General features: G+C 61.9%; 13 protein-coding genes. 7 read left to right on the top strand and 6 right to left on the bottom strand.

Annotated features, from left to right (window positions below):
* The first annotated feature begins 97 nt into the window (after window positions 1-97).
* Window positions 98-2,194 carry a putative bifunctional diguanylate cyclase/phosphodiesterase gene (locus tag MJP36_RS18185; protein ID WP_244383684.1) on the top strand — a complete coding sequence of 699 codons (2,097 nt, stop codon included), beginning with the start codon at window positions 98-100 and terminating at the stop codon, window positions 2,192-2,194.
* Window positions 2,195-2,247: 53 nt separating this feature from the next.
* Complete coding sequence (locus MJP36_RS18180; RefSeq protein ID WP_060757043.1) at window positions 2,248-2,994, top strand: SDR family oxidoreductase; 747 nt, start codon at window positions 2,248-2,250, stop codon at window positions 2,992-2,994.
* Here the strand turns inward: MJP36_RS18180 and mapR are convergent.
* The 3 genes from mapR to MJP36_RS18165 form a co-directional block, all read right to left on the bottom strand.
* Window positions 2,991-4,400 carry a GntR family transcriptional regulator MpaR gene (gene mapR / locus MJP36_RS18175; RefSeq protein WP_161550227.1) on the bottom strand — a complete coding sequence of 470 codons (1,410 nt, stop codon included), beginning with the start codon at window positions 4,398-4,400 and terminating at the stop codon, window positions 2,991-2,993. The two genes, MJP36_RS18180 and mapR, sit on opposite strands and share 4 nt — an antisense overlap.
* Window positions 4,401-4,873: 473 nt before the next feature.
* Window positions 4,874-6,283 carry a cytochrome c oxidase accessory protein CcoG gene (gene ccoG / locus MJP36_RS18170; RefSeq protein ID WP_060757041.1) on the bottom strand — a complete coding sequence of 470 codons (1,410 nt, stop codon included), beginning with the start codon at window positions 6,281-6,283 and terminating at the stop codon, window positions 4,874-4,876.
* Between the two features lie 185 nt (window positions 6,284-6,468).
* Window positions 6,469-6,708, bottom strand: a complete 240-nt coding sequence (locus MJP36_RS18165) for a DUF3203 family protein (RefSeq protein ID WP_060757040.1) — start codon at window positions 6,706-6,708, stop codon at window positions 6,469-6,471.
* Window positions 6,709-6,831: 123 nt separating this feature from the next.
* On the opposite strand from MJP36_RS18165, the gene MJP36_RS18160 reads away from it, so the two are divergent.
* Window positions 6,832-7,326 (top strand): MgtC/SapB family protein, encoded by a 495-nt coding sequence (locus tag MJP36_RS18160; protein WP_090371370.1) that lies wholly within the window; start codon window positions 6,832-6,834, stop codon window positions 7,324-7,326.
* On the opposite strand, the gene MJP36_RS18155 is transcribed toward MJP36_RS18160, so the two are convergent.
* Entirely contained in the window at window positions 7,304-7,480 is a 177-nt protein-coding gene (locus MJP36_RS18155; RefSeq protein WP_178126910.1) for a hypothetical protein, read from the bottom strand. The genes MJP36_RS18160 and MJP36_RS18155 overlap by 23 nt on opposite strands.
* A gap of 207 nt (window positions 7,481-7,687) precedes the next feature.
* Between MJP36_RS18155 and MJP36_RS18150 the strand changes: the two genes are divergently transcribed.
* The 4 genes from MJP36_RS18150 to MJP36_RS18135 are packed head-to-tail and all read left to right on the top strand — an operon-like array spanning window position 7,688 to window position 16,544.
* A complete protein-coding gene (locus MJP36_RS18150) occupies window positions 7,688-9,676 on the top strand; it encodes an alpha-1,4-glucan--maltose-1-phosphate maltosyltransferase (RefSeq protein WP_244383683.1) in 1,989 nt (662 codons plus the stop codon).
* Window positions 9,677-9,723: 47 nt separating this feature from the next.
* A complete protein-coding gene (gene treS / locus MJP36_RS18145) occupies window positions 9,724-13,077 on the top strand; it encodes a maltose alpha-D-glucosyltransferase (RefSeq protein ID WP_104993506.1) in 3,354 nt (1,117 codons plus the stop codon).
* A complete protein-coding gene (glgB, locus tag MJP36_RS18140; RefSeq protein ID WP_244383682.1) occupies window positions 13,074-15,311 on the top strand; it encodes a 1,4-alpha-glucan branching protein GlgB in 2,238 nt (745 codons plus the stop codon). Before treS ends, glgB begins: the two co-directional genes overlap by 4 nt.
* Before the next feature lie 51 nt (window positions 15,312-15,362).
* A complete protein-coding gene (locus MJP36_RS18135; RefSeq protein ID WP_060757035.1) occupies window positions 15,363-16,544 on the top strand; it encodes a GGDEF domain-containing protein in 1,182 nt (393 codons plus the stop codon).
* A 3-nt stretch (window positions 16,545-16,547) separates the two neighbouring features.
* On the opposite strand, the gene MJP36_RS18130 is transcribed toward MJP36_RS18135, so the two are convergent.
* Both MJP36_RS18130 and MJP36_RS18125 read right to left on the bottom strand, forming a co-directional pair.
* On the bottom strand, window positions 16,548-18,734 hold the full coding sequence (locus MJP36_RS18130) for an ATP-binding protein (RefSeq protein WP_244383681.1): 2,187 nt from the start codon (window positions 18,732-18,734) through the stop codon (window positions 16,548-16,550).
* Between the two features lie 167 nt (window positions 18,735-18,901).
* Window positions 18,902-19,756 (bottom strand): CAP domain-containing protein, encoded by an 855-nt coding sequence (locus MJP36_RS18125; protein WP_060757033.1) that lies wholly within the window; start codon window positions 19,754-19,756, stop codon window positions 18,902-18,904.
* Window positions 19,757-19,814 lie beyond the last annotated feature (58 nt).

The raw sequence follows: 19,814 nt of genomic DNA, 5'->3' as shown, positions 1-19,814 counted from the left end.
ACGATTAAGCGAGCCGCCGATAATTTTTCTCGCTACAATCGCCGCCTTTTCCATCTGGTACGGGTTTTTTTCAGCCCCGTCGGTTCTGAGAAAACCCATGCTCATCGGTAGTTATTCTCCCTCTTTGGTGGTGATCTCCCTGTTCGTGGCGATCCTGGCGTCCTATACCGCACTGGACATGGCCGGCCGCATCGCGACCACCCAGGGCCGTGCGGTGTATTTATGGATGACCGGCGGCGCATTGGCGATGGGCGTGGGGGTGTGGTCCATGCATTTTATCGGCATGCTGGCTTTGCGCCTGCCGTTTGCATTGGGATTCGACGTCGAGATCACCGCGCTATCGTTGCTGATTGCGGTCTTGTCCAGCGGCTTTGCCCTGTGGCTGGTCAGCCAGCAACGCCTGCCTGTTTGGCAACTGGGGTTCGGTGCGTTGGTGATGGGCGCGGGCATCAGCAGCATGCACTACACCGGGATGGCGGCCATGCGCATGACCCCGGGTATCGACTACGACCCCAGCCTGTTTGGCGCGTCTTTGCTGATCGCCGTGGTGGCCTCGGGCGCTGCGTTGTGGATCGCCTTCAACCTGCGGCGCAATACGCCCTATGTCCGCTTGGCCCGCGCAGGCGCGGCGGTGGTCATGGGGGTGGCCATCGTCGGCATGCACTACACCGGAATGGCGGCCGCCCAGTTTCCCGAAGACAGTTATTGCGGCGCCGCATTGTCGGGGTTGAGTGGCAAAGGCCTGGATAATCTGGTGCTGGTCACCAGCCTCTCGGTACTGATCATCGCCTTGTTGACCTCCTTGCTAGATGCTCGCCTGGAGGCACGTACCGCCGTGCTGGCCGACTCCCTGACGCAGGCCAACCAGGAACTGACCCACCTGGCCTTGCACGACATGCTCACCGGGTTGCCCAACCGCATGTTGCTTTCCGACCGCATCCAGCAAGCGATGCAGACGGTGAACGAGCAAGGTGGCTGCTTCGCGTTGATGTTTATCGACCTGGACGGTTTCAAACCGGTCAACGATGCCTTCGGCCACCACATGGGGGACCAGTTGCTGCGCGAAGTGGGTGTACGCTTGCGCGAAGACCTGCGCAGCCAGGACACCCTGGCCCGTATCGGTGGCGATGAGTTCGTGCTGCTGGTGCAACTGATGCAACCGGACGACGCCATGAGCCTGGCCGCGCGCCAGGTCGACCTGATCAACCGGACGTTCAGGGTGGCCGAGCATGACCTGCAGATTTCCGCCAGCGTCGGTATCGCGTTGTTCCCGGGCAATGGCAATAGCCCCGAAGACCTGTTGATGAACGCCGATGCCGCCATGTATCACGCCAAGGGCATGGGCAAGAATGGCTACAGCTTCTTCGATGTCTCGATGAACACCAATGCGCGCAAACAACTGCAGTTGTTGCAGGACTTGCGCAACGCAATCGAACAGCAGCAGTTGCGCCTGCATTACCAGCCCAAATTCGATGCGCTCAGTGGTCGGGCGGTGGGTGCCGAAGCCTTGCTGCGTTGGGAGCATCCGCAACAGGGCTTGTTGTTGCCCGCCACCTTTATCGAATTGGCGGAAAAGACCGGCTTGATCATTCCCATCGGTGACTGGGTGCTCAATGAAGCCTGTCGGCAGATGGCCCTCTGGCGCGCCGAGGGCTATCAGGATTGGCGGATCGCGGTGAACCTGTCGGCATTGCAGTTCTGCCATGCCGGGTTGGTCAAGAGTGTGGCCGCCGCCCTGGCCCGTCACCAATTGCCGGCCAACAGCCTGACCCTGGAAATCACCGAGACCACCGCGATGAGCGACGCCGATGCCAGTATGGCGGTATTGCAGCAGCTCTCGGACATGGGCGTCGACCTGTCCATCGATGACTTCGGCACCGGCTATTCCAGCCTGATGTACCTCAAGCGCCTGCCGGCCAACGAGTTGAAGATCGACCGTGGGTTCGTGCGTGACCTGGAGCACGACAGCGACGATGCGGCGATCGTCTCGGCGATCGTCGCGCTGGGCCAGGCCCTGGGGCTGCGAATCGTTGCCGAAGGCGTGGAAACGGATGTTCAGCAAAGCTTTCTGACGCGCCTGGGCTGCAACGCTCTGCAGGGCTACTTTTTGGGCCACCCGTTACCGGCCGACAGGTTCATGGCGGATATCCGGCGGGCCGAAGACGCGGCAGCGCCTGACAAGAACGAGGTGTGACAGGTATTCTGGATTCAACCCTAAACGTTTGGTTGAATCAGGAGGCAGCACCCATGGATAAAGTCGTCATTATCACCGGAGGTAGCCGAGGGATCGGCGCCGAGACGGCACTGTTGGCTGCCCGGCAGGGTTATCGCATCTGCATCAACTATCAGTCGGATGAAGCCGCGGCCCTGCGCGTGCTGGAACAGGTCCGCGCGCTAGGGGCGCAGGCGATCGCCGTGCGGGCGGATGTCAGCATTGAAGATGAGGTGATCGCACTGTTTCATCGCGTGGATACCGAGCTGGGGCGTGTCACCGCGCTGGTCAACAACGCCGGTACGGTGGGGCACAAGTCGCGAGTCGATGAGATGTCCGAATTCCGTATCCTGAAAATCATGAAAACCAACGTGCTGGGCCCGATCCTGTGTGCCAAGCACGCGCTGCTGCGCATGTCGCCAAGGCACGGAGGGCAGGGCGGCAGTATCGTCAACGTGTCGTCGGTGGCGGCGCGGCTGGGTTCACCGGGTGAGTATGTCGACTATGCGGCGTCCAAGGGCGCTCTGGATACCTTCACCATTGGCCTGTCAAAGGAAGTGGCGGGCGAGGGCATTCGCGTCAATGCGGTGCGCCCCGGCTACATTTTCACCGACTTCCATGCCCTCAGTGGCGACCCGGACCGCGTCAGCAAGCTGGAGTCCGGTATCCCGATGGCCCGTGGCGGGCGCCCGGATGAGGTGGCGGAGGCGATTATCTGGCTGCTGTCGGACAAGGCTTCCTATACCACGGGGACGTTCCTCGACTTGGGCGGCGGGCGTTAGAACGAGCGCACAATACGCCCCAACGTCTCCATGGCCTTCTCTGAAGCCTCGGTCCAGGGGCTGCCGTAATTCAAGCGGATACAATTTCTGAAACGCTGGGTTGCCGAAAAAATCGGCCCCGGCGCAATGCTGATGCCTTGGGCCAAGGCCATCTGGAACAGCTTGAGCGAATCGGTCTGCTCCGGCAGTTCCAGCCACAGGAAATACCCGCCGGCCGGTTGGCTGACCCGCGTCTGTGCGGGGAAGTAGCGGGCGATGGCGGCCAGCATGGCACTCTGCTGTTCTTCCAGGGCGTAGCGCAATTTACGTAAGTGTCGGTCATAGCCACCGTGTTGCAGGTAGTCGGCAATCGCCGCCTGCGCCGGCATGGAGGGGCACAGCGAGGTCATCAGCTTCAAGCGCTCGACCTTCTGTGCAAAGCGCCCGGCCGCCACCCAGCCGACGCGGTAGCCCGGCGCCAGGCTCTTGGCAAACGAGCCGCAGTGCATCACCAAGCCTTCGGTGTCGAAGGCTTTCGCCGGTTTGGGCGGCTGTTGCCCGTAGTACAACTCGGCGTAGACATCGTCTTCGATCAACGGCACCTGGTGGCTGCGCAACAGTTCCACCAACGCCTGTTTCTTGGCTTGCGGCAGTGTCGCGCCCATGGGGTTCTGAAAGCTGGTCATGGTCCAGCAGGCTTTGATCGGGTAGCGCTCAAGGGTTTGTGACAAGGCATTGAGGTCGATGCCGTCACGCGGGTGCACGGGGATTTCCACGGCCTTGAGTTTCAAGCGTTCTAGCACTTGCAGGCAGGCATAGAACGCGGGCGCCTCGATGGCTACCAGGTCGCCCGGTTCGGTCACGGCTTGCAGGCAGAGGTTCAGGGCTTCGAGGGCGCCGTTGGTGATCAGCAACTCCTCCATGGGCAGCATCAGGCCGCCGACCATGTAGCGCAGGGCAATTTGCCGACGCAGTTGCGGGTTGCCCGGCGACATGTCGGTGACCACCAGGCGCGGGTCCATCGCACGGCTGGCGCTGGTCAGGGAGCGCGCCAGGCGTGGCAATGGGAACAGCATGGGGCTGGGGAAGGCCGAGCCGAAGGGCACGGTATTCGGGTCCTTGATGGAGTCGAGTACCGAAAACACCAGTTCGCTCACATCCACTTCGGTGGACTCGTGCACGTGTTCGCTCACGACCGGTTCGGAAAACGGGCGGGGGGCATGGGTGTTGACGAAGTAGCCCGAACGCGGCCGTGCGCGGATCAGCCCGCGGCGCTCCAACAGGTAGTAGGCCTGGAACACGGTGGATGGGCTGACGCCGTAGGTCTGGCTGGCATAGCGCACCGATGGGACGCGCTGGCCGGGGCCGAGGACGCCGGTGCGGATCAGTTCTGCGATGTCGTCGGCGAATTTTTCGTAGCGTTTCATGGGGGCCTTGGGTGGTTTTTTAGAATGAGCACGGCTAAAGGTGTGGGACGGGGCTTGCTCCCGGTGCCAAGTTGAAACCTGTGGCGAGGGAGCTTGCTCCCGTGGCGGTCTGTCAGCCGACCGGGATGTGGGTCGTGTACATATCCATTGCTGCGGTAACGGCGGCTTAGGGTTCCGCCCTTACGGCGGGTCACTTTTGGAAGAGCGCCAAAAGTAACCAAAAACGCTTTGCCCCACCACTCGGCACCTCGCTCAGGCTCGGTGTGCCCGAACACAGGCTTGAATCCGTGGGCCGCCGCCACGCGCCATCCATGGCGCGGGGCGGCTAACCCGGCGTCCTGCCGGGTTACCCACGGATTCAAGCCTGCGTTCGGCCAGCGTGGTTTAACGGGGCGCCTAAGATCAAAATCAAAAGCAGATCAAAAGCAGATCAAAAGCGCAGCAGTCAGTGCCAGTGTTTCAACACTGGGTTTTCATCGGTTCATCGGCGCCACAAAGCGGCTATCGGCGGCGCTATGGATCCAGGGCTCGTCGATGTCCGTCACCTTGAAGCGCAGGGTCTGCGAGCTGGTTGTCGGTTTGTCCGCCAGCAGGACCACCGACACCGGTATATCGCTGATTTCCCCCGGTGCCAGGCTGATCTCGGTCTTGCCTTGCAGCTGAAAGCCTGCGGCGTCTTCCAGTTCCAGGCGGTAGTCCTGGCGCTGTTGGGTCTTGTTGATGACCTTGAGGCTGTAGATGTTCTCGATCAAGCCCTGGCTGTTCTCGCGGAACATGCCACGGTCCTTGGTGACGTCCAGCGACACCATCGGCCGCCCCACCAGGGCTACCACCAGTGCGGCGATCATCACTAGCAGCACGGCACTGTAGCCGATCAGGCGTGGCCTGAGCAGGTGGGTTTTGCCGCCTTGCAGTTGGTGTTCAGAGGTATAGCTGACCAGGCCACGGGCATAGCCCATTTTGTCCATGATCGAATCGCAGGCGTCGATGCACGCCGCGCAGCCGATGCATTCCATTTGCAAGCCGTCGCGGATGTCGATGCCGGTGGGGCAGACCTGTACGCACAGCTGGCAGTCGATGCAATCGCCCAGCCCGACGTCGGAGGGTTTGACCTCGCGTTTGCGCGGGCCACGGTGTTCACCACGGGCCGCATCGTAGGAAATGGTCAGGGTGTCTTTGTCGAACATCACACTCTGGAACCGCGCATAGGGGCACATGTGCATGCACACCGCTTCGCGCAGCCAGCCCGCGTTGAGGTAGGTCGCGCCGGTAAAGAACAACACCCAGAACAGACTGACCCCGCCCATTTGCAGACTCAGCAGTTCGGCGGCCAGGGGGCGGATCGGTGTGAAATAGCCGACAAAGGTCAACCCGGTCAGCACACTGATGCCCAGCCATAAGGTGTGCTTGGCCGAGCGCCGCGCCAGTTTGTTGAGACTCCAGGGCGCCGCCTGCAGCTTGATGCGCTGGTTGCGTTCGCCTTCGGTGACCTTCTCGCACCACATGAACAGCCAGGTGAACGAACTCTGTGGGCAGGTATAGCCGCACCACACACGACCGGCGAATACGGTGATGGCAAACAGCCCAAAGGCGCAGATGATCAGCAACGCCGACAGCAGGATGAAGTCCTGGGGCCAGAAGGTCGCACCAAAAATGTGGAATTTACTCTCCGCCAAGTCCCATAGCACCGCCTGGCGCCCACCCCAGTTCAGCCACACGGTGCCGAAAAACGCCAGGAACAGAAAGCCCGCACCGGCCATGCGCAAGGTGCGGAACAGGCCGGTGAAGCTGCGGGTATGGATCAGGTTGTCGCTGGATTTGGCCTTCACCTTCTTTGGGTGGATGGGCTCAAAGGTTTCCACGGTAGGGATTCTTTCGCTCATGGTCGTTCGCTCATCAGCCTCCATCAGGCCAATGAACTATGCGCGTGGCGCTGTTTGCATAACAGACTCAGCTATGGCGATAAAAAGCAGATCAGATGGGCTGTGACGCAACGTCTGCGACAATCTGCTGCACCCAGTGCTATGCACAGTGCAGCGGTGATTCAGCGCAGCTGGATGCGGATCAGTCAAATCACCGAATCATCATCCGTCGCCTTCACATGCTTGCGACCATCCTGGGCGCCTGCGACGGTCAAGGCATCCGCCTCAGCTTCGGTGATGTAGAGGCGCCGGTCATCGAGTTGCACATAGGACATGGACTTTGCGCTGTCTGTGCTCACGGTCACGTCGGCGGCGTCGAGACGTTGCTCCTGGCCGCTTTCGTCGATCTTGAAGTAACAGGTCTGGTGTTCGATACGGACGGGCATGCTGATTTCCTTTTTTTTACCCCGGATAACATTTAGGGCTAGCGGTTTGCCTGGGGTTCAAGGCAACTGACTGGCGGTCGCTGCTGTCCATCCGGTAACCATCATAAAAAAAGGACAAGCTTAATGGACACGTGGTTGCACGAAGTGTGGCGCACCCTGTTGGCCGAGTTCGCCGATATCGGCGATGCCAGGCAGCTCACCCAAGTCACTGTACGGCTGGTGATTGCCGCGATCCTGGGGGGCATCCTCGGCTTTGAACGGGAACAAAAAGGCAAGGCGGCCGGGGTCCGCACTCACATGCTGGTGGCCTTGGGCGCGGCCTTGTTCGTGCTGGTGCCGCAGATGTCCGGCAGCCAGGCGGACGCCATGAGCCGGGTACTGCAGGGGGTCATTGCGGGGATTGGCTTTCTGGGGGCCGGCACCATTCTCAAGGGCAAGGAAGATGAGGAGGGCCAGCACGTCAAAGGGCTGACCACCGCCGCAGGCCTGTGGATGACCGCCGCGATTGGCGTGGCGGCGGGAATGGGGCGTGAGTCCACGGCGGTGCTCAGTACGCTGTTGGCCCTGGCGGTGTTCAGCATCATGCCGCGGATCGTCAAGCTGTTGGAGAAGGACTGACGATTACCGGCGGCATGGTGGTCGGCGGTTCTTCCACCGGCGGCGGCTGGGTTTCCGGGGGTTCTTTCTCCGGGATCGGCTCCGGCTCTGTCGGCGGCAGGGTCGGTTTGTCGATATTCGGGTCCGGGGTTTCCGCCGGGATCGGGATAGTCATCGGTGTGGCCTCCTTTGTGCTTTGCTCTATCGGTGGACAGCCACCCGGGCGAATTGATTCCCCGCCCGATGGCGGCATATCCGCCTGAACTTTTAACACTGGCCCAGGCTCGGACCTATGACGGCCCGATCCAGGTTGAGCACTGGGCGTCTGGCCATTGGATCAAGCACACAAGCGCGTCCACAGGGCGTTAGGGGGAGAAGCTCGATGACTGCTGAAATACAGGCTCCAGAAGATTCCCGATTACCGCTGTCCCAGGCGCTGTTATTGCCCCGGATCGCGATTGAGAGCACCACACCTGTGATCGACGGCGGCGAGTTTGCCGTGAAAGCCGTGGTCGGACAGCGCGTCAACGTCACCAGCAAGGTGTTTGCCGACGGCCATGACCAGCTTGCGGTGCTGATCCGCTGGCGCGCCCTGGATGAGCAGAGTTGGCACAGCGTGGTGATGACGGATGTCGGCAACAACGGCTGGGAAGGCGCGTTCACCGTCACGACCCAAGGCCCCCACGAATTTTGCATCGAAGCCTGGATCGATACCTTCGCCAGCTTTTGCTATGAACTGCGCAAGAAGCATGAGGCCGGGGTGCCGGTCAGCCTCGAGTTGCAGGAGGGCCGCAGCCTGGTGCTGCAGGCCGCCGAACGCAGTGACAATGAGCTGCGTGACCGCCTGATGCTGCTGCATCACGAACTCTCCGGCTTGCTGGAAACCGAGCAGGTCGCGCAGTTCCTGCACGAAGACAGTGCACACCTGATGACCCAGGCCGACCATCGCGCCTACCTGAGCATCAGTAAGATCTACCCGATCGACGTGGAGCGCGAGCGGGCTCAATTCGCCAGCTGGTACGAGCTGTTTCCCCGCTCGATCACCGACGACCCGGCGCGTCACGGCACGTTCAACGATGTGCACTCACGCCTGGCGATGATCCAGGACATGGGCTTTGACGTGCTGTACTTCCCGCCGATCCATCCGATTGGTCGCAGCCACCGCAAGGGTCGGAACAACGCGTTGACGGCAGGCCCCGATGACCCTGGCAGCCCCTACGCGATTGGCAGTGAAGACGGCGGCCACGAGGCGATTCACCCGCAATTGGGCAGCCGCGACGACTTCCGCCGCCTGGTCCAGGCGGCTGCCGAGCATGGCCTGGAGATTGCGCTGGACTTCGCCATCCAGTGCTCCCAGGACCATCCGTGGCTCAAGCAGCACCCGGGCTGGTTTAACTGGCGCCCGGACGGCACGATCAAATATGCCGAGAACCCACCGAAAAAATACCAGGACATCGTTAACGTCGACTTCTATGCCGCCGATGCGATCCCTAGCCTCTGGACCGAGCTGCGCGACATTGTGGTGGGCTGGGTGGAAGAGGGCGTAAAGACCTTTCGCGTGGATAACCCGCACACCAAGCCGCTGCCGTTCTGGCAATGGTTGATCAGCGACGTGCGCGCCCAGTACCCCGAGGTGATCTTCCTGGCTGAAGCGTTCACCACGCCGGCGATGATGGCGCGCCTGGGCAAGGTCGGTTATTCCCAGAGCTATACCTATTTCACATGGCGTAATACCAAGGCCGAGCTGAGCGAATACTTCACGCAGTTGAGTCAATCGCCATGGCGCGAGTGCTATCGGCCGAACTTCTTCGTCAACACGCCGGACATCAACCCCGGCTTCCTGCATGAATCCGGCCGCCCCGGCTTTTTGATCCGCGCCGCGCTGGCCACCATGGGCTCGGGGTTGTGGGGCATGTATTCGGGCTTTGAGTTGTGTGAAGCCGCGCCGGTGCCGGGCAAGGAAGAGTACCTGGACTCCGAGAAGTACGAGATCCGCCCACGGGACTTCACCGCGCCCGGCAACATCATCGCCGAGATCGCCCAACTCAACCGCATCCGTCGCCAGAACCCGGCATTGCATACGCACTTGGGTTTGAAACTGTACAACGCCTGGAACGACAACATCCTGTACTTCGGCAAGCGCACTGAGGAGGGCGACAACTTCATCCTGGTGGCGGTCAACCTTGACCCCTATAACGCCCAGGAAGCGCACTTCGAACTGCCGTTGTGGGAGCTGGGCCTGCCGGACGACGCCCAGACCCAGGGCGAAGACCTGATGAGCGGCCATCGCTGGACCTGGTATGGCAAGACCCAGTGGACGCGGCTTGAACCGCATATGCCGTTCGGCATCTGGCGCATCAGCGTTGCTTGAGTCCTGTGGGATCCGGCCTGCACAAATAGCCTATTCAGGAGTTTCCAATGGCGAAGAGACCCAGTTCCGCGACGTTCATCAAAGACCCACTGTGGTACAAGGACGCGGTGATCTATCAGGTTCACGTCAAATCCTTTTTCGACGCCAATAACGACGGCATCGGCGACTTTGCCGGGCTGATCGACAAGCTTGACTACATCGCCGACCTGGGCGTCAACACGATCTGGCTGCTGCCGTTCTACCCCTCGCCACGCCGCGACGACGGCTACGATATCGCCGAGTACCAAGGCGTGCACAGTGACTACGGCACCCTGGCCGACGCCAAGCGTTTTATCGCTCAAGCGCATCAACGCGGGTTGCGGGTCATCACCGAGCTGGTGATCAACCACACCTCCGACCAGCATCCCTGGTTCCAGCGTGCGCGCAAGGCCAAGCCGGGTTCGGCGGCGCGGGATTTCTACGTGTGGTCCGATGACGACCAGAAATACGATGGCACCCGAATCATTTTCCTCGACACCGAAAAGTCCAACTGGACCTGGGACCCGGTCGCCGGCCAGTATTTCTGGCACCGTTTTTACTCCCACCAGCCCGACCTGAACTTCGATAACCCGCAAGTCATGAAGGCGGTGCTGTCGGTGATGCGGTACTGGCTCGACATGGGTATCGATGGCTTGCGCTTGGACGCCATTCCCTACCTGATCGAGCGCGATGGCACCAACAACGAGAACCTTCCCGAAACCCACGCGGTGCTCAAGCAGATCCGTGCGGAAATCGACGCCCATTACCCTGACCGCATGCTGCTGGCGGAGGCCAACCAGTGGCCGGAAGACACGCAGCTTTACTTCGGCGAACAAACGGGCGATGACGGCGATGAATGCCATATGGCCTTTCACTTTCCACTGATGCCGCGCATGTACATGGCACTGGCCCAGGAAGACCGTTTCCCCATCACCGATATCCTGCGCCAGACCCCGGAGATCCCCGCCAATTGCCAGTGGGCGATTTTCCTGCGCAATCATGATGAGCTGACCCTGGAAATGGTCACCGACAAAGAGCGTGACTACCTGTGGAATTACTACGCGGCCGACCGTCGTGCGCGGATCAACCTGGGGATCCGTCGGCGCCTGGCGCCGCTGATGGAGCGCGACCGCCGCCGGATCGAGTTGCTCAACAGCCTGCTGCTGTCGATGCCCGGCACGCCGACCCTGTATTACGGCGATGAAATTGGCATGGGTGACAATATCTACCTCGGCGACCGCGACGGGGTGCGTACGCCCATGCAGTGGTCCATCGACCGTAACGGCGGGTTCTCGCGTGCCGACCCGGCCAGCCTGGTGTTGCCGCCGATCATGGACCCGCAATACGGCTACCTCTCGGTCAACGTCGAAACCCAGACCCAAGACCCGCATTCATTGCTGAACTGGACCCGGCGCATGTTGGCGGTGCGCAAGCAGTCCAAGGCGTTCGGCCGGGGCAGCTTGAAAATGCTCTCGCCGAGCAACCGCCGCATTCTGGCCTACACCCGTGAATACACGGGGGAAGACGGGCGTACCGAAATCATCCTGTGTGTGGCCAACGTGTCACGCAGCGCCCAGGCCGCCGAGCTGGACCTGTCGGCGTTCGCCGGCATGGTGCCGGTGGAGATGCTCGGGGGCAACGCGTTCCCGCCCATCGGCCAACTGCATTTCCTGCTGACCTTGGCGCCCTATGGCTTCTATTGGTTCGTGCTGGCGGCGCAAAACCAGATGCCCAGCTGGCATGTGGAACCTGCGCAAAGCATGCCCGACTTCACCACCCTGGTACTGAAAAAACGCATGGAAGAATTACTCGAAGAACCGTGTCGCACCACCCTGGAACAGACCGCGTTGCCGACCTGGTTGCCCAAGCGGCGTTGGTTCGCCGGCAAGGACGCGACCATCGACCGTGTGCATATTGCCTATGGCGTACGTTTCGGCGATCCCGCGCACCCTGTACTCCTCAGCGAAATCGACGTGACCAGTGGCGGCCAGGTCAGCCGTTACCAGTTGCCGTTCGGCTTCTTGCCCGAAGACCAGTTCACCAGCGCCTTGCCCCAGCAACTGGCCATGGCCCGCGTACGCCGGGCGCGTCAGGTCGGGCTGGTGACCGACGCGTTCAGCCTTGAGCACTTTGTGCGCGCCGTGATCCAGGGGTTGCAGGCCGGTTCGGTGCTGAATACCGCAGAAGGCGATCTGCGGTTCGAAGCCACCGAGCATCTGGGCAGCCTGGGGCTGACGGAGAGCGCCGAGGTGCGCTATCTCTCGGCCGAGCAGTCCAACAGCTCGGTGGTGGTGGGTGAACACCTGGTGCTCAAGCTGATCCGCAAGGTCAGCAGCGGCGTGCACCCGGAACTGGAGATGAGTGCTTACCTGACGGCCGCCAACTACCCCAATATCTCGCCGCTGTTGGGCTCGGTGATCCGCCGCGATAGCCAAGGCCAGGACAACCTGTTGATGATCGCCCAAGGCTATTTGAGTAACCAGGGCGATGCCTGGGCCTGGACGCAAAACAACCTGGAGCGGGCGCTTCGCGATGAGCTGGCTCAGGCCGTGTCCGAACAGGAGCAGCATTACAACGCGCTCGGCGAACTCAAGGATTTCGCCGGTTTGCTGGGGCAACGCCTGGGTGAAATGCACCAGGTACTGGCCAAGCCGACCGCCAACCAAGACTTCAAGCCTGAAGCCACCACGCTCAAGCACACCCAGGCCTGGGCCAAGGATGTCGGCGCACAAATCGAGCGTGCGCTGCAATTGCTCAAGCTTCATCAACAACAGTTGAACCCCGCCGACCAGGCGTTGGTCAGTGAACTGCTGGCGCAGAAAAAGGCCATCGCCGGGCATGTCCAGGCGCTGGCGAAAGCCACTGCGGGCGGGCTGCGGATTCGCGTGCATGGCGATTTGCATCTGGGCCAGGTGCTGGTGGTCAAGGGGGATGCGTTCCTGATCGATTTTGAAGGGGAACCGGCGCGGCCGCTGCATGAACGGCGTGGCAAGCACAGCCCCTACAAAGATGTGAGCGGCGTGTTGCGCTCCTTTGATTACGCGGCGGCGATGGCCCTGAGTGTGCAGGGGCAAGGCGTGGATAACTCGCCTGAAGCCGAGCAGGCGCGCAAACGCGTGACCGATCGCTACCTCAAAGAGGCCAGGCAAGCGTTCACCGAGGCTTATCAGGTGGCGACGTCTACACTGGCGCATGACTGGCAGGATGCCGGTGGCCAGGATGCAGCGCTGACGTTGTTCAGCCTGGAGAAGGCCGCGTACGAAGTAGCCTACGAAGCGGAAAACCGCCCGAGCTGGTTGCCGGTGCCCTTGCAGGGGCTGCACAGCTTGCTCAATGGGCTTGTACCTATATCGAAAAATGCACGCGGTGGAGAGATGTCATGAGTTATACGCACAAAGAACCGCTGCAGCCCAAGTTGACTGCAATGCCGGCGTCCAGGGACGTCGAAGCGCTGGTGCGCGCCGAGCACCCGGACCCGTTCTCGATCCTGGGACCGCACGATGACGAGCAAGGGGGTCAATTTATCCGCGCATTTTTGCCGCAGGCCCTGAGTGTCCAGGTACTGAGCCGTGATAGCGGCGAGCCGATCGGCAGCCTGGATCAGACCCAGGTGCCGGGGCTGTTTGTCGGGCAGTTCGGCACCCGCCAGGCCTACCTGCTGAAAATCCACTGGGCCGGTGGTGAACAGATCACCGAAGACCCCTACAGTTTCAGCCAGTTGCTCCTCGGGGAAATGGACCTGTACCTGTTTGCCGAAGGCAATCATCGTGACCTGGGCAGTTGCCTGGGCGCCCAGGTCACCACGGTCGATGGTGTGCAGGGCGTGCGTTTTGCCGTGTGGGCACCGAATGCCCGGCGCGTATCGGTGGTGGGCGATTTCAACATCTGGGACGGCCGCCGCCACCCGATGCGCCTGCGCCATCCCTCGGGCGTATGGGAAATCTTTATTCCACGCCTGCAACCGGGCGCGGCGTACAAGTTCGAGATACTCGGCGCCCACGGGATTCTGCCACTCAAGGCCGACCCCATGGCCCTGGCCACCCAGCTGCCGCCGGACACGGCATCCAAAGTCGCCGCCCCCTTGCAGGTGGACTGGCAGGACCAGGCGTGGATGCAGTCACGCAGCGAACGGCAGAAGAGCAGCGCCCCGTTGTCGATCTACGAACTGCATGTGGGCTCCTGGCAATGCGAGCTGGACGAGGCGGGCGAAGTAGCCCGCCAATACGGCTGGCGTGAACTGGCCGAGCGGTTGATTCCCTATGTGCAGTCACTGGGCTTCACCCATGTCGAGTTGATGCCGATCATGGAACATCCGTTCGGCGGCTCCTGGGGCTATCAGGCGTTGTCGCAGTTCGCGCCGAGCGCCCGATTCGGTTCGCCGGAGGATTTCGGCTATTTCGTCAATGCCCTGCACCAGGCGGATATCGGGGTGATCCTGGATTGGGTGCCGGCGCATTTTCCTACCGATGCCCATGGCTTGGCGCAATTCGACGGGACGGCGCTGTACGAATACGCCAACCCCCTGGAAGGCTTTCACCAGGACTGGGACACCCTGATCTACAACCTGGGGCGCACCGAGGTCCATGGCTTCATGCTGGCTTCGGCCTTGCACTGGCTCAAGCACTTTCACGTCGATGGGCTGCGAGTGGATGCGGTGGCGTCGATGCTATACCGCGACTATTCCCGCAAGGCCGGCGAATGGGTGCCCAACCGCCATGGCGGTCGGGAGAACCTGGAAGCCATCGACTTCCTGCGCCACTTGAACGATGTGGTCGCACTGGAGGCGCCAGGGGCGCTGGTGATCGCCGAGGAGTCCACCGCCTGGCCAGGCGTCAGCCAGCCCACCCAACAGGGCGGCCTGGGTTTCAGCTACAAATGGAACATGGGCTGGATGCACGATTCGCTGCATTACATCCAGCAAGACCCGGTGTACCGCGCCCACCATCACAACGAACTGAGTTTCGGCCTGGTGTATGCCTGGTCCGAGCGCTTTATCCTGCCGATCTCCCACGACGAAGTGGTGCACGGCAAACACTCGCTGATCGACAAGATGCCCGGCGATCGCTGGCAGAAGTTCGCCAACCTGCGGGCCTACCTGAGTTTCATGTGGATGCACCCCGGCAAGAAACTGCTGTTCATGGGCTGTGAGTTCGGCCAGTGGCGTGAGTGGAACCACGACCAGCAACTGGACTGGTACTTGTTGCAGTACGCCGAGCACAAAGGTGTGCAGAAGCTGGTGGGTGACCTGAACCGCCTGTACCGCGAGGAGCCGGCGCTGCACGAACAGGACGATGTACCCCAGGGCTTCCAGTGGCTGATCGGCGACGACGCGATCAACAGCGTCTATGCCTGGCTGCGCTGGAGCAAGGAGGGCCGGCCGGTCCTGGTAGTGGCTAACTTCACCCCGGTGCCGCGCGAAGCTTATAGCGTTGGCGTACCGTTTGCCGGGCGTTGGAGCGAGGTGATCAACAGTGATGCCGACACCTACGCCGGTTCCAACTACGGCAATGGGGGCACCGTGTTCACCCAGGAAGAACCGCGCCATGGGCAACCGGTGTCGCTGTCGTTGAATTTGCCGCCGCTGGGGGTGTTGATTTTGCGTCCTGAAGGGCTTTGAGGGCTCTGGCATCGGAGAGACGGTTGTCCCAGCTGCTGGCCGGATGCCACAATGCTGGCTTTATCATGGCAATCGAAGCAGGCTGACTTCATGAGCAACCTTGGGCATGGGCTGGACCCGGATTGCGTGATCGAAGAGCAGGTGCGAACGGACCGTTTGCACCAGCTGTTTCGCCAATCGTTCGCCGCGATCTTCGGCAGTTTCCTCGGCGCCGCCATGCTCTGCTGGCTGTGTTGGGACCGCTTCAACCACCAGGTCATGCTGATCTGGTTGGTGGCGTTGTCGGTGTCCTCACTGTTGCGCCTGAAAATGTTCATGGACTGGTTTCGTTGCCCTGATATCGACCGCACGCCCGCACGCTGGGAACGACGTTATGCGGTCACGTTGATGTTGTCGGCCGGGATCTGGGGCATGGGCGCGTTGGCGGTGATGCCCCCCGACGACCGTGTGTCCCAGGTGCTGGTGATGTTGTTTACGGTGGGCATGTCGGTCAGTGCGGTTTCGTGTTATTCGGCCTATCGCTACATGACCCTGGGCGCCATGGCCTTGGTGTTATTGCCATGTACGCTGTGGTTGCTGTTTCAGCCGACCCTGATGCAAGTGGGCGTGGCGATCGCAGTGCTGGTGTTTTCAACCTTCGTGGTCAGCGCTACGCGTAAATTTTCCGACGCCCTGGAAAAGGCCTTTCGCCTGACCCGGCAAATGGAACGCGCCCATAACGCCTCCACACGGGCCGCCCAGACTGATGAACTGACCGGGCTGATGAATCGCCGTGCGTTCTTCGAACACGCGCAGCAGCGGTATGCGCAATGTCGCGATAACCAGCAGCCGGTGTGCGCATTGATGATGGACATGGACCATTTCAAAAGCGTCAACGACACCTACGGCCACCAGGCCGGTGACCACGTGCTGCGGCAGATTGGTGGGGTGATCAGTGCATCGTTTCGCCATTCGGATGTGTATGGTCGCCTCGGCGGCGAAGAGTTTGCGGTGTTGCTGCCCAACACGTCGCTGGAAACCGCGCGCGATATCGCCGAGCAATTGGTCAAGACGATTTCCGGCCTGACGGTCGAGCCGGTGCAGGGCCTGACGGCCAGTCTCGGCGTGGCCCTTGTACGCAGCCCCGATCAGGATCTGCACAGCTTGATGAACAGCGCAGACAAGGCGCTGTATCGCGCCAAGGCCATGGGGCGTAACCAAGTGGCTGTGGCGGAGTGGGGCGTGGCGGAGTAGGGCTCAGTCCCGGCGCATCGATTTGGCCAGCGTCCATGCCACCTGATCGGCGGAATAGGGCTTGGCCAGGAATTCGAAGCCCTCATAGCCACTGTCGGCCAGCTCTTCGCTGTAGCCTGAGGTGAGCACCACCGGCAAGTCCGGCCGTCGCTGGCGCAGCAGCTTGGCCATGGCCACGCCGGTCATGCCGGGCATCACCACATCCGAAAAGATGCCGTCGAAGGCCATCGCGTCCTCACCCGCCAGCGCCAGTGCCTGTTCGGCATCGGTAGCCCAGGTGGTCCGGTAGCCCAGGTCCTGGAGGATCTGGTTGGCGAAACGGCCGACTTCGAGGTTGTCTTCGACGATCAGGATATGCCCCATGGCCATGTCCCGCAGTGGGCTGTGTGCCGGGTCCGGCGCCGTGTGCTGGGCGACCGGCGCTTCCACCTCGGGCAGGTAGAGGGTAAACACCGTGCCTTGGCCCAGGGTGCTGGCCACTTCGATGTTACCGCCGGACTGCTTGGCAAACCCGAACACCTGGGACAGGCCCAGCCCGGTGCCTTTGCCGACGGCCTTGGTGGTAAAGAACGGTTCGAAAATACGCTCGAACGTCTCACGCGGGATGCCCGTGCCCGTGTCGGTGAGGGACACCGTCACGAACGGCTGTTGGACTGGGGCATCGCCACGGATGCGCGGCAGCGCTGAGACGCACGCGACGCGCAGGGTCAGGGTGCCTTGGCCACCCATGGCATCGCGTGCGTTGAGGGCAATGTTGATCAGCGCAGTCTCGAACTGGCTGGCGTCGACACACACATGGCAGGGACGCCCAGGCACTTCGACCTGCACATGAATGCGTGAACCGGTGACGCTTTCGAGCATCTCGCCGATATTTTGCACGCGCCGGCTCAGGTCGAAGGCTTCCGGGTTCAGCGGCTGGCGGCGGGCGAACGCAAGCAACTGGCTGGTGAGCTTGCTGGCCCGCTCGACGGTGTCGGAGACGGCGCCGAGGTAGCGCCGGCGGCGTTCCTCGGACAGCCCTGGCTGGCGCAGAAAATCCACGGACGAGCGAATGATCGTCAGCAAATTGTTGAAGTCGTGAGCCACGCCACCGGTCAATTGGCCGATGGCTTCGAGCTTTTGCGATTGGTGCAGCGCGGCTTCAGCCTGGGTGAGTGCGAGGGTGCGCTCTTGCACCCGTTGTTCCAGGGTGGCGTTCAGTTCGGTGATGGCCGCCAACCCCTCGCGCACGGCCGCGTCAGCGCGTACGCGCTCGATATGGGCCCAGGAGCGCTCGGTGACTTCACCCACCAGCGCCAGGTCATACGGCGACCAGACGCGCGGGGTTTTGTGATGCACCGCCATCAGGGCCGTCAGGCGACCCTCCTTGATCAGCGGGAAACACACCGTCGCCGTGGCACCCAGGGCCTGGTAGCGGGCCGACTCCTCGGGCGTGAACTCTAGCCGGTTGTCGCGAATCACCAGGGGTTCGCCCGAGCGCAGTTTGCGCACTGCGCGTGCCCCAAACGAGGCCAGGCGATAGCGCCCGACAATGCTGGGCGAACCGGGCGCGGCCCAGTTGCCGCGAATGGTGAAGCCGTCTTCATCGGCATCCATATCGGCATAGGCGCAATTGGAGACCTGCAAGTGTTCGGCCAGCAGGCGCGTGGTGAGGCTCATGATCGCTTGCGCGTCGGTGGCGCCGGCCACGGCATTGCCGATGGCATCCAGCGCAGCGAGGCGGCGGGCGAGGAAGACGGTGGTGGTGGTTTCGGTGACGGTGTCGAGCAGGCCCACGACCTTGCCTTGGGAGTCGCGGATCGGGCTGTAGCAAAAGGTGAAATACGCCTGCTCAGGGCCGGCGCCACGCTCGATCACTAGGGGATAGTTTTCGATGTAGGTGGCATGGCCTTGATAGGCCGCGTCGGCGATCGGGCTGATTTCGTGCCAGGCCTCTTGCCATATCTCACTGAACGGGCGTCCGAGGGCAAATGGCTTGTCGCCCAGAATCGGCACAAAGGCGTCATTGTACAGCGTCGTCAGGGACGGCCCCCAGACGATGGCCTGCGGGAAGCTTGAAGCAAAGCACAGCGCGACCGTGGTCTTGAGCACGTCCGGCCATTGCTCCAGTGGCCCCAGTGGGGTACTGGCCCAATCATGGCGGCGCACCTGCTCGGCCATGTCGCTGCTGCTTTGCAGCCAATTCATCATTGCACTAACACCTTGTTTGCCACGTACTGTCGATGCCTGAAAGGCAGCCTGACAAGCAACAGACCGGAATCAACGCGGCCAGTTCAGCGCGATTATCCAGGAGATGGCAATTTGATGTCGTCTTTATTTGAGTCGACACCCGCCCAGCATGCCGGGCGGGTGTGCCGCTACTGTTGTGCGCCGAAATCCGCCGTCCAGTAGATCCCCGCATCACTCTTCGGGTCCATGGCGTAGGCCGCACCCAGCTCGCGGAATTGCGGGTTCATCAGGTTCGCGCAATGCCCTGGGCTGGCGAGCCAACCGTCTACCACCTTGCGTGGCGTATCGAGGCCGGCGGCGATGTTTTCGCCGATGTTCTTCGCGCTGTACCCGGCCAGTTCGGCCCGATCGCCCGGAGTGCGGCCGTCGTGGTCCAGGTGGTCGAAGAAGTTGCCGTTGGCCATGTTGCGGGTGTGGCTGTTGGCAGCTCCCGCGAGGTCGTCGTTCCACGTCAGTGGCGTGGTCGCGTTGAAGGCCTGGGTGCCGCACTGGCGCGCCTGGGCGCGGGCGGCGTTGATCAGGTTGAGCAGTTGCTTGCCTTCGGTCGACCAGTCACCCAGGCCGCTGGTCAGCAGCGGTCGGGCCAGCACGATGCGCCAGTCCTGGCCGCTGTTGCTCACGCCGATGTCGACGAATTGCGGGTCCAGCACTACGCGGCAGAAGCTCTCGCGCACGGCTTTCATCGCCGCTTGCGCATCCTTGGGCCCGGACAGGCTGATGGCCTGCACGTTGACCATCGGATACGCCGCCCGCGCCAGAGATTGCTGCAAATCGCCGACGTTGGTCGCCGGCAGTACCAGCCGTGTGTCGCTGGTCAGCGGCGGCAGTTCCTGGGAACCCTGGTCACCACAGCGTTGCACCTGGCTGCGGTACTGGTTGATCTGTTGTACCAACTGACTTTCTTCATTCGCCATCGCGCTGGCGCAGAACACCGTAGTGGCGGCCAGCGTCGTCAGGCCCATCATCAATGACAGAACGCGCATGGACGTTACCCTTGAGCTTGAAAGTGCCCATGATGCGCGATCCGGGTGCATCCATGCA

The sequence above is a fragment of the Pseudomonas palleroniana genome, from assembly GCF_022836895.1.
GTDB lineage: Bacteria > Pseudomonadota > Gammaproteobacteria > Pseudomonadales > Pseudomonadaceae > Aquipseudomonas > Aquipseudomonas palleroniana.
Note: the sequence above shows the minus strand (reverse complement) of the source record. Positions and strands in the feature narration are given on the sequence as shown.

What these genes read in the sequence shown, in the direction of transcription:
- MJP36_RS18165 (WP_060757040.1), bottom strand. Translation starts at nt 6,708, where the DNA reads ATGCCCGTCCGTATCGAACACCAGACCTGTTACTTCAAGATCGACGAA.
- treS (WP_104993506.1), top strand. Translation starts at nt 9,724, where the DNA reads ATGGCGAAGAGACCCAGTTCCGCGACGTTCATCAAAGACCCACTGTGG.
- mapR (WP_161550227.1), bottom strand. Translation starts at nt 4,400, where the DNA reads ATGAAACGCTACGAAAAATTCGCCGACGACATCGCAGAACTGATCCGC.
- MJP36_RS18150 (WP_244383683.1), top strand. Translation starts at nt 7,688, where the DNA reads ATGACTGCTGAAATACAGGCTCCAGAAGATTCCCGATTACCGCTGTCC.
- MJP36_RS18180 (WP_060757043.1), top strand. Translation starts at nt 2,248, where the DNA reads ATGGATAAAGTCGTCATTATCACCGGAGGTAGCCGAGGGATCGGCGCC.
- MJP36_RS18135 (WP_060757035.1), top strand. Translation starts at nt 15,363, where the DNA reads ATGCTGGCTTTATCATGGCAATCGAAGCAGGCTGACTTCATGAGCAAC.
- MJP36_RS18125 (WP_060757033.1), bottom strand. Translation starts at nt 19,756, where the DNA reads ATGCGCGTTCTGTCATTGATGATGGGCCTGACGACGCTGGCCGCCACT.
- MJP36_RS18160 (WP_090371370.1), top strand. Translation starts at nt 6,832, where the DNA reads ATGGACACGTGGTTGCACGAAGTGTGGCGCACCCTGTTGGCCGAGTTC.
- ccoG (WP_060757041.1), bottom strand. Translation starts at nt 6,283, where the DNA reads ATGAGCGAAAGAATCCCTACCGTGGAAACCTTTGAGCCCATCCACCCA.
- MJP36_RS18155 (WP_178126910.1), bottom strand. Translation starts at nt 7,480, where the DNA reads ATGACTATCCCGATCCCGGCGGAAACCCCGGACCCGAATATCGACAAA.
- MJP36_RS18185 (WP_244383684.1), top strand. Translation starts at nt 98, where the DNA reads ATGCTCATCGGTAGTTATTCTCCCTCTTTGGTGGTGATCTCCCTGTTC.
- MJP36_RS18130 (WP_244383681.1), bottom strand. Translation starts at nt 18,734, where the DNA reads ATGATGAATTGGCTGCAAAGCAGCAGCGACATGGCCGAGCAGGTGCGC.
- glgB (WP_244383682.1), top strand. Translation starts at nt 13,074, where the DNA reads ATGAGTTATACGCACAAAGAACCGCTGCAGCCCAAGTTGACTGCAATG.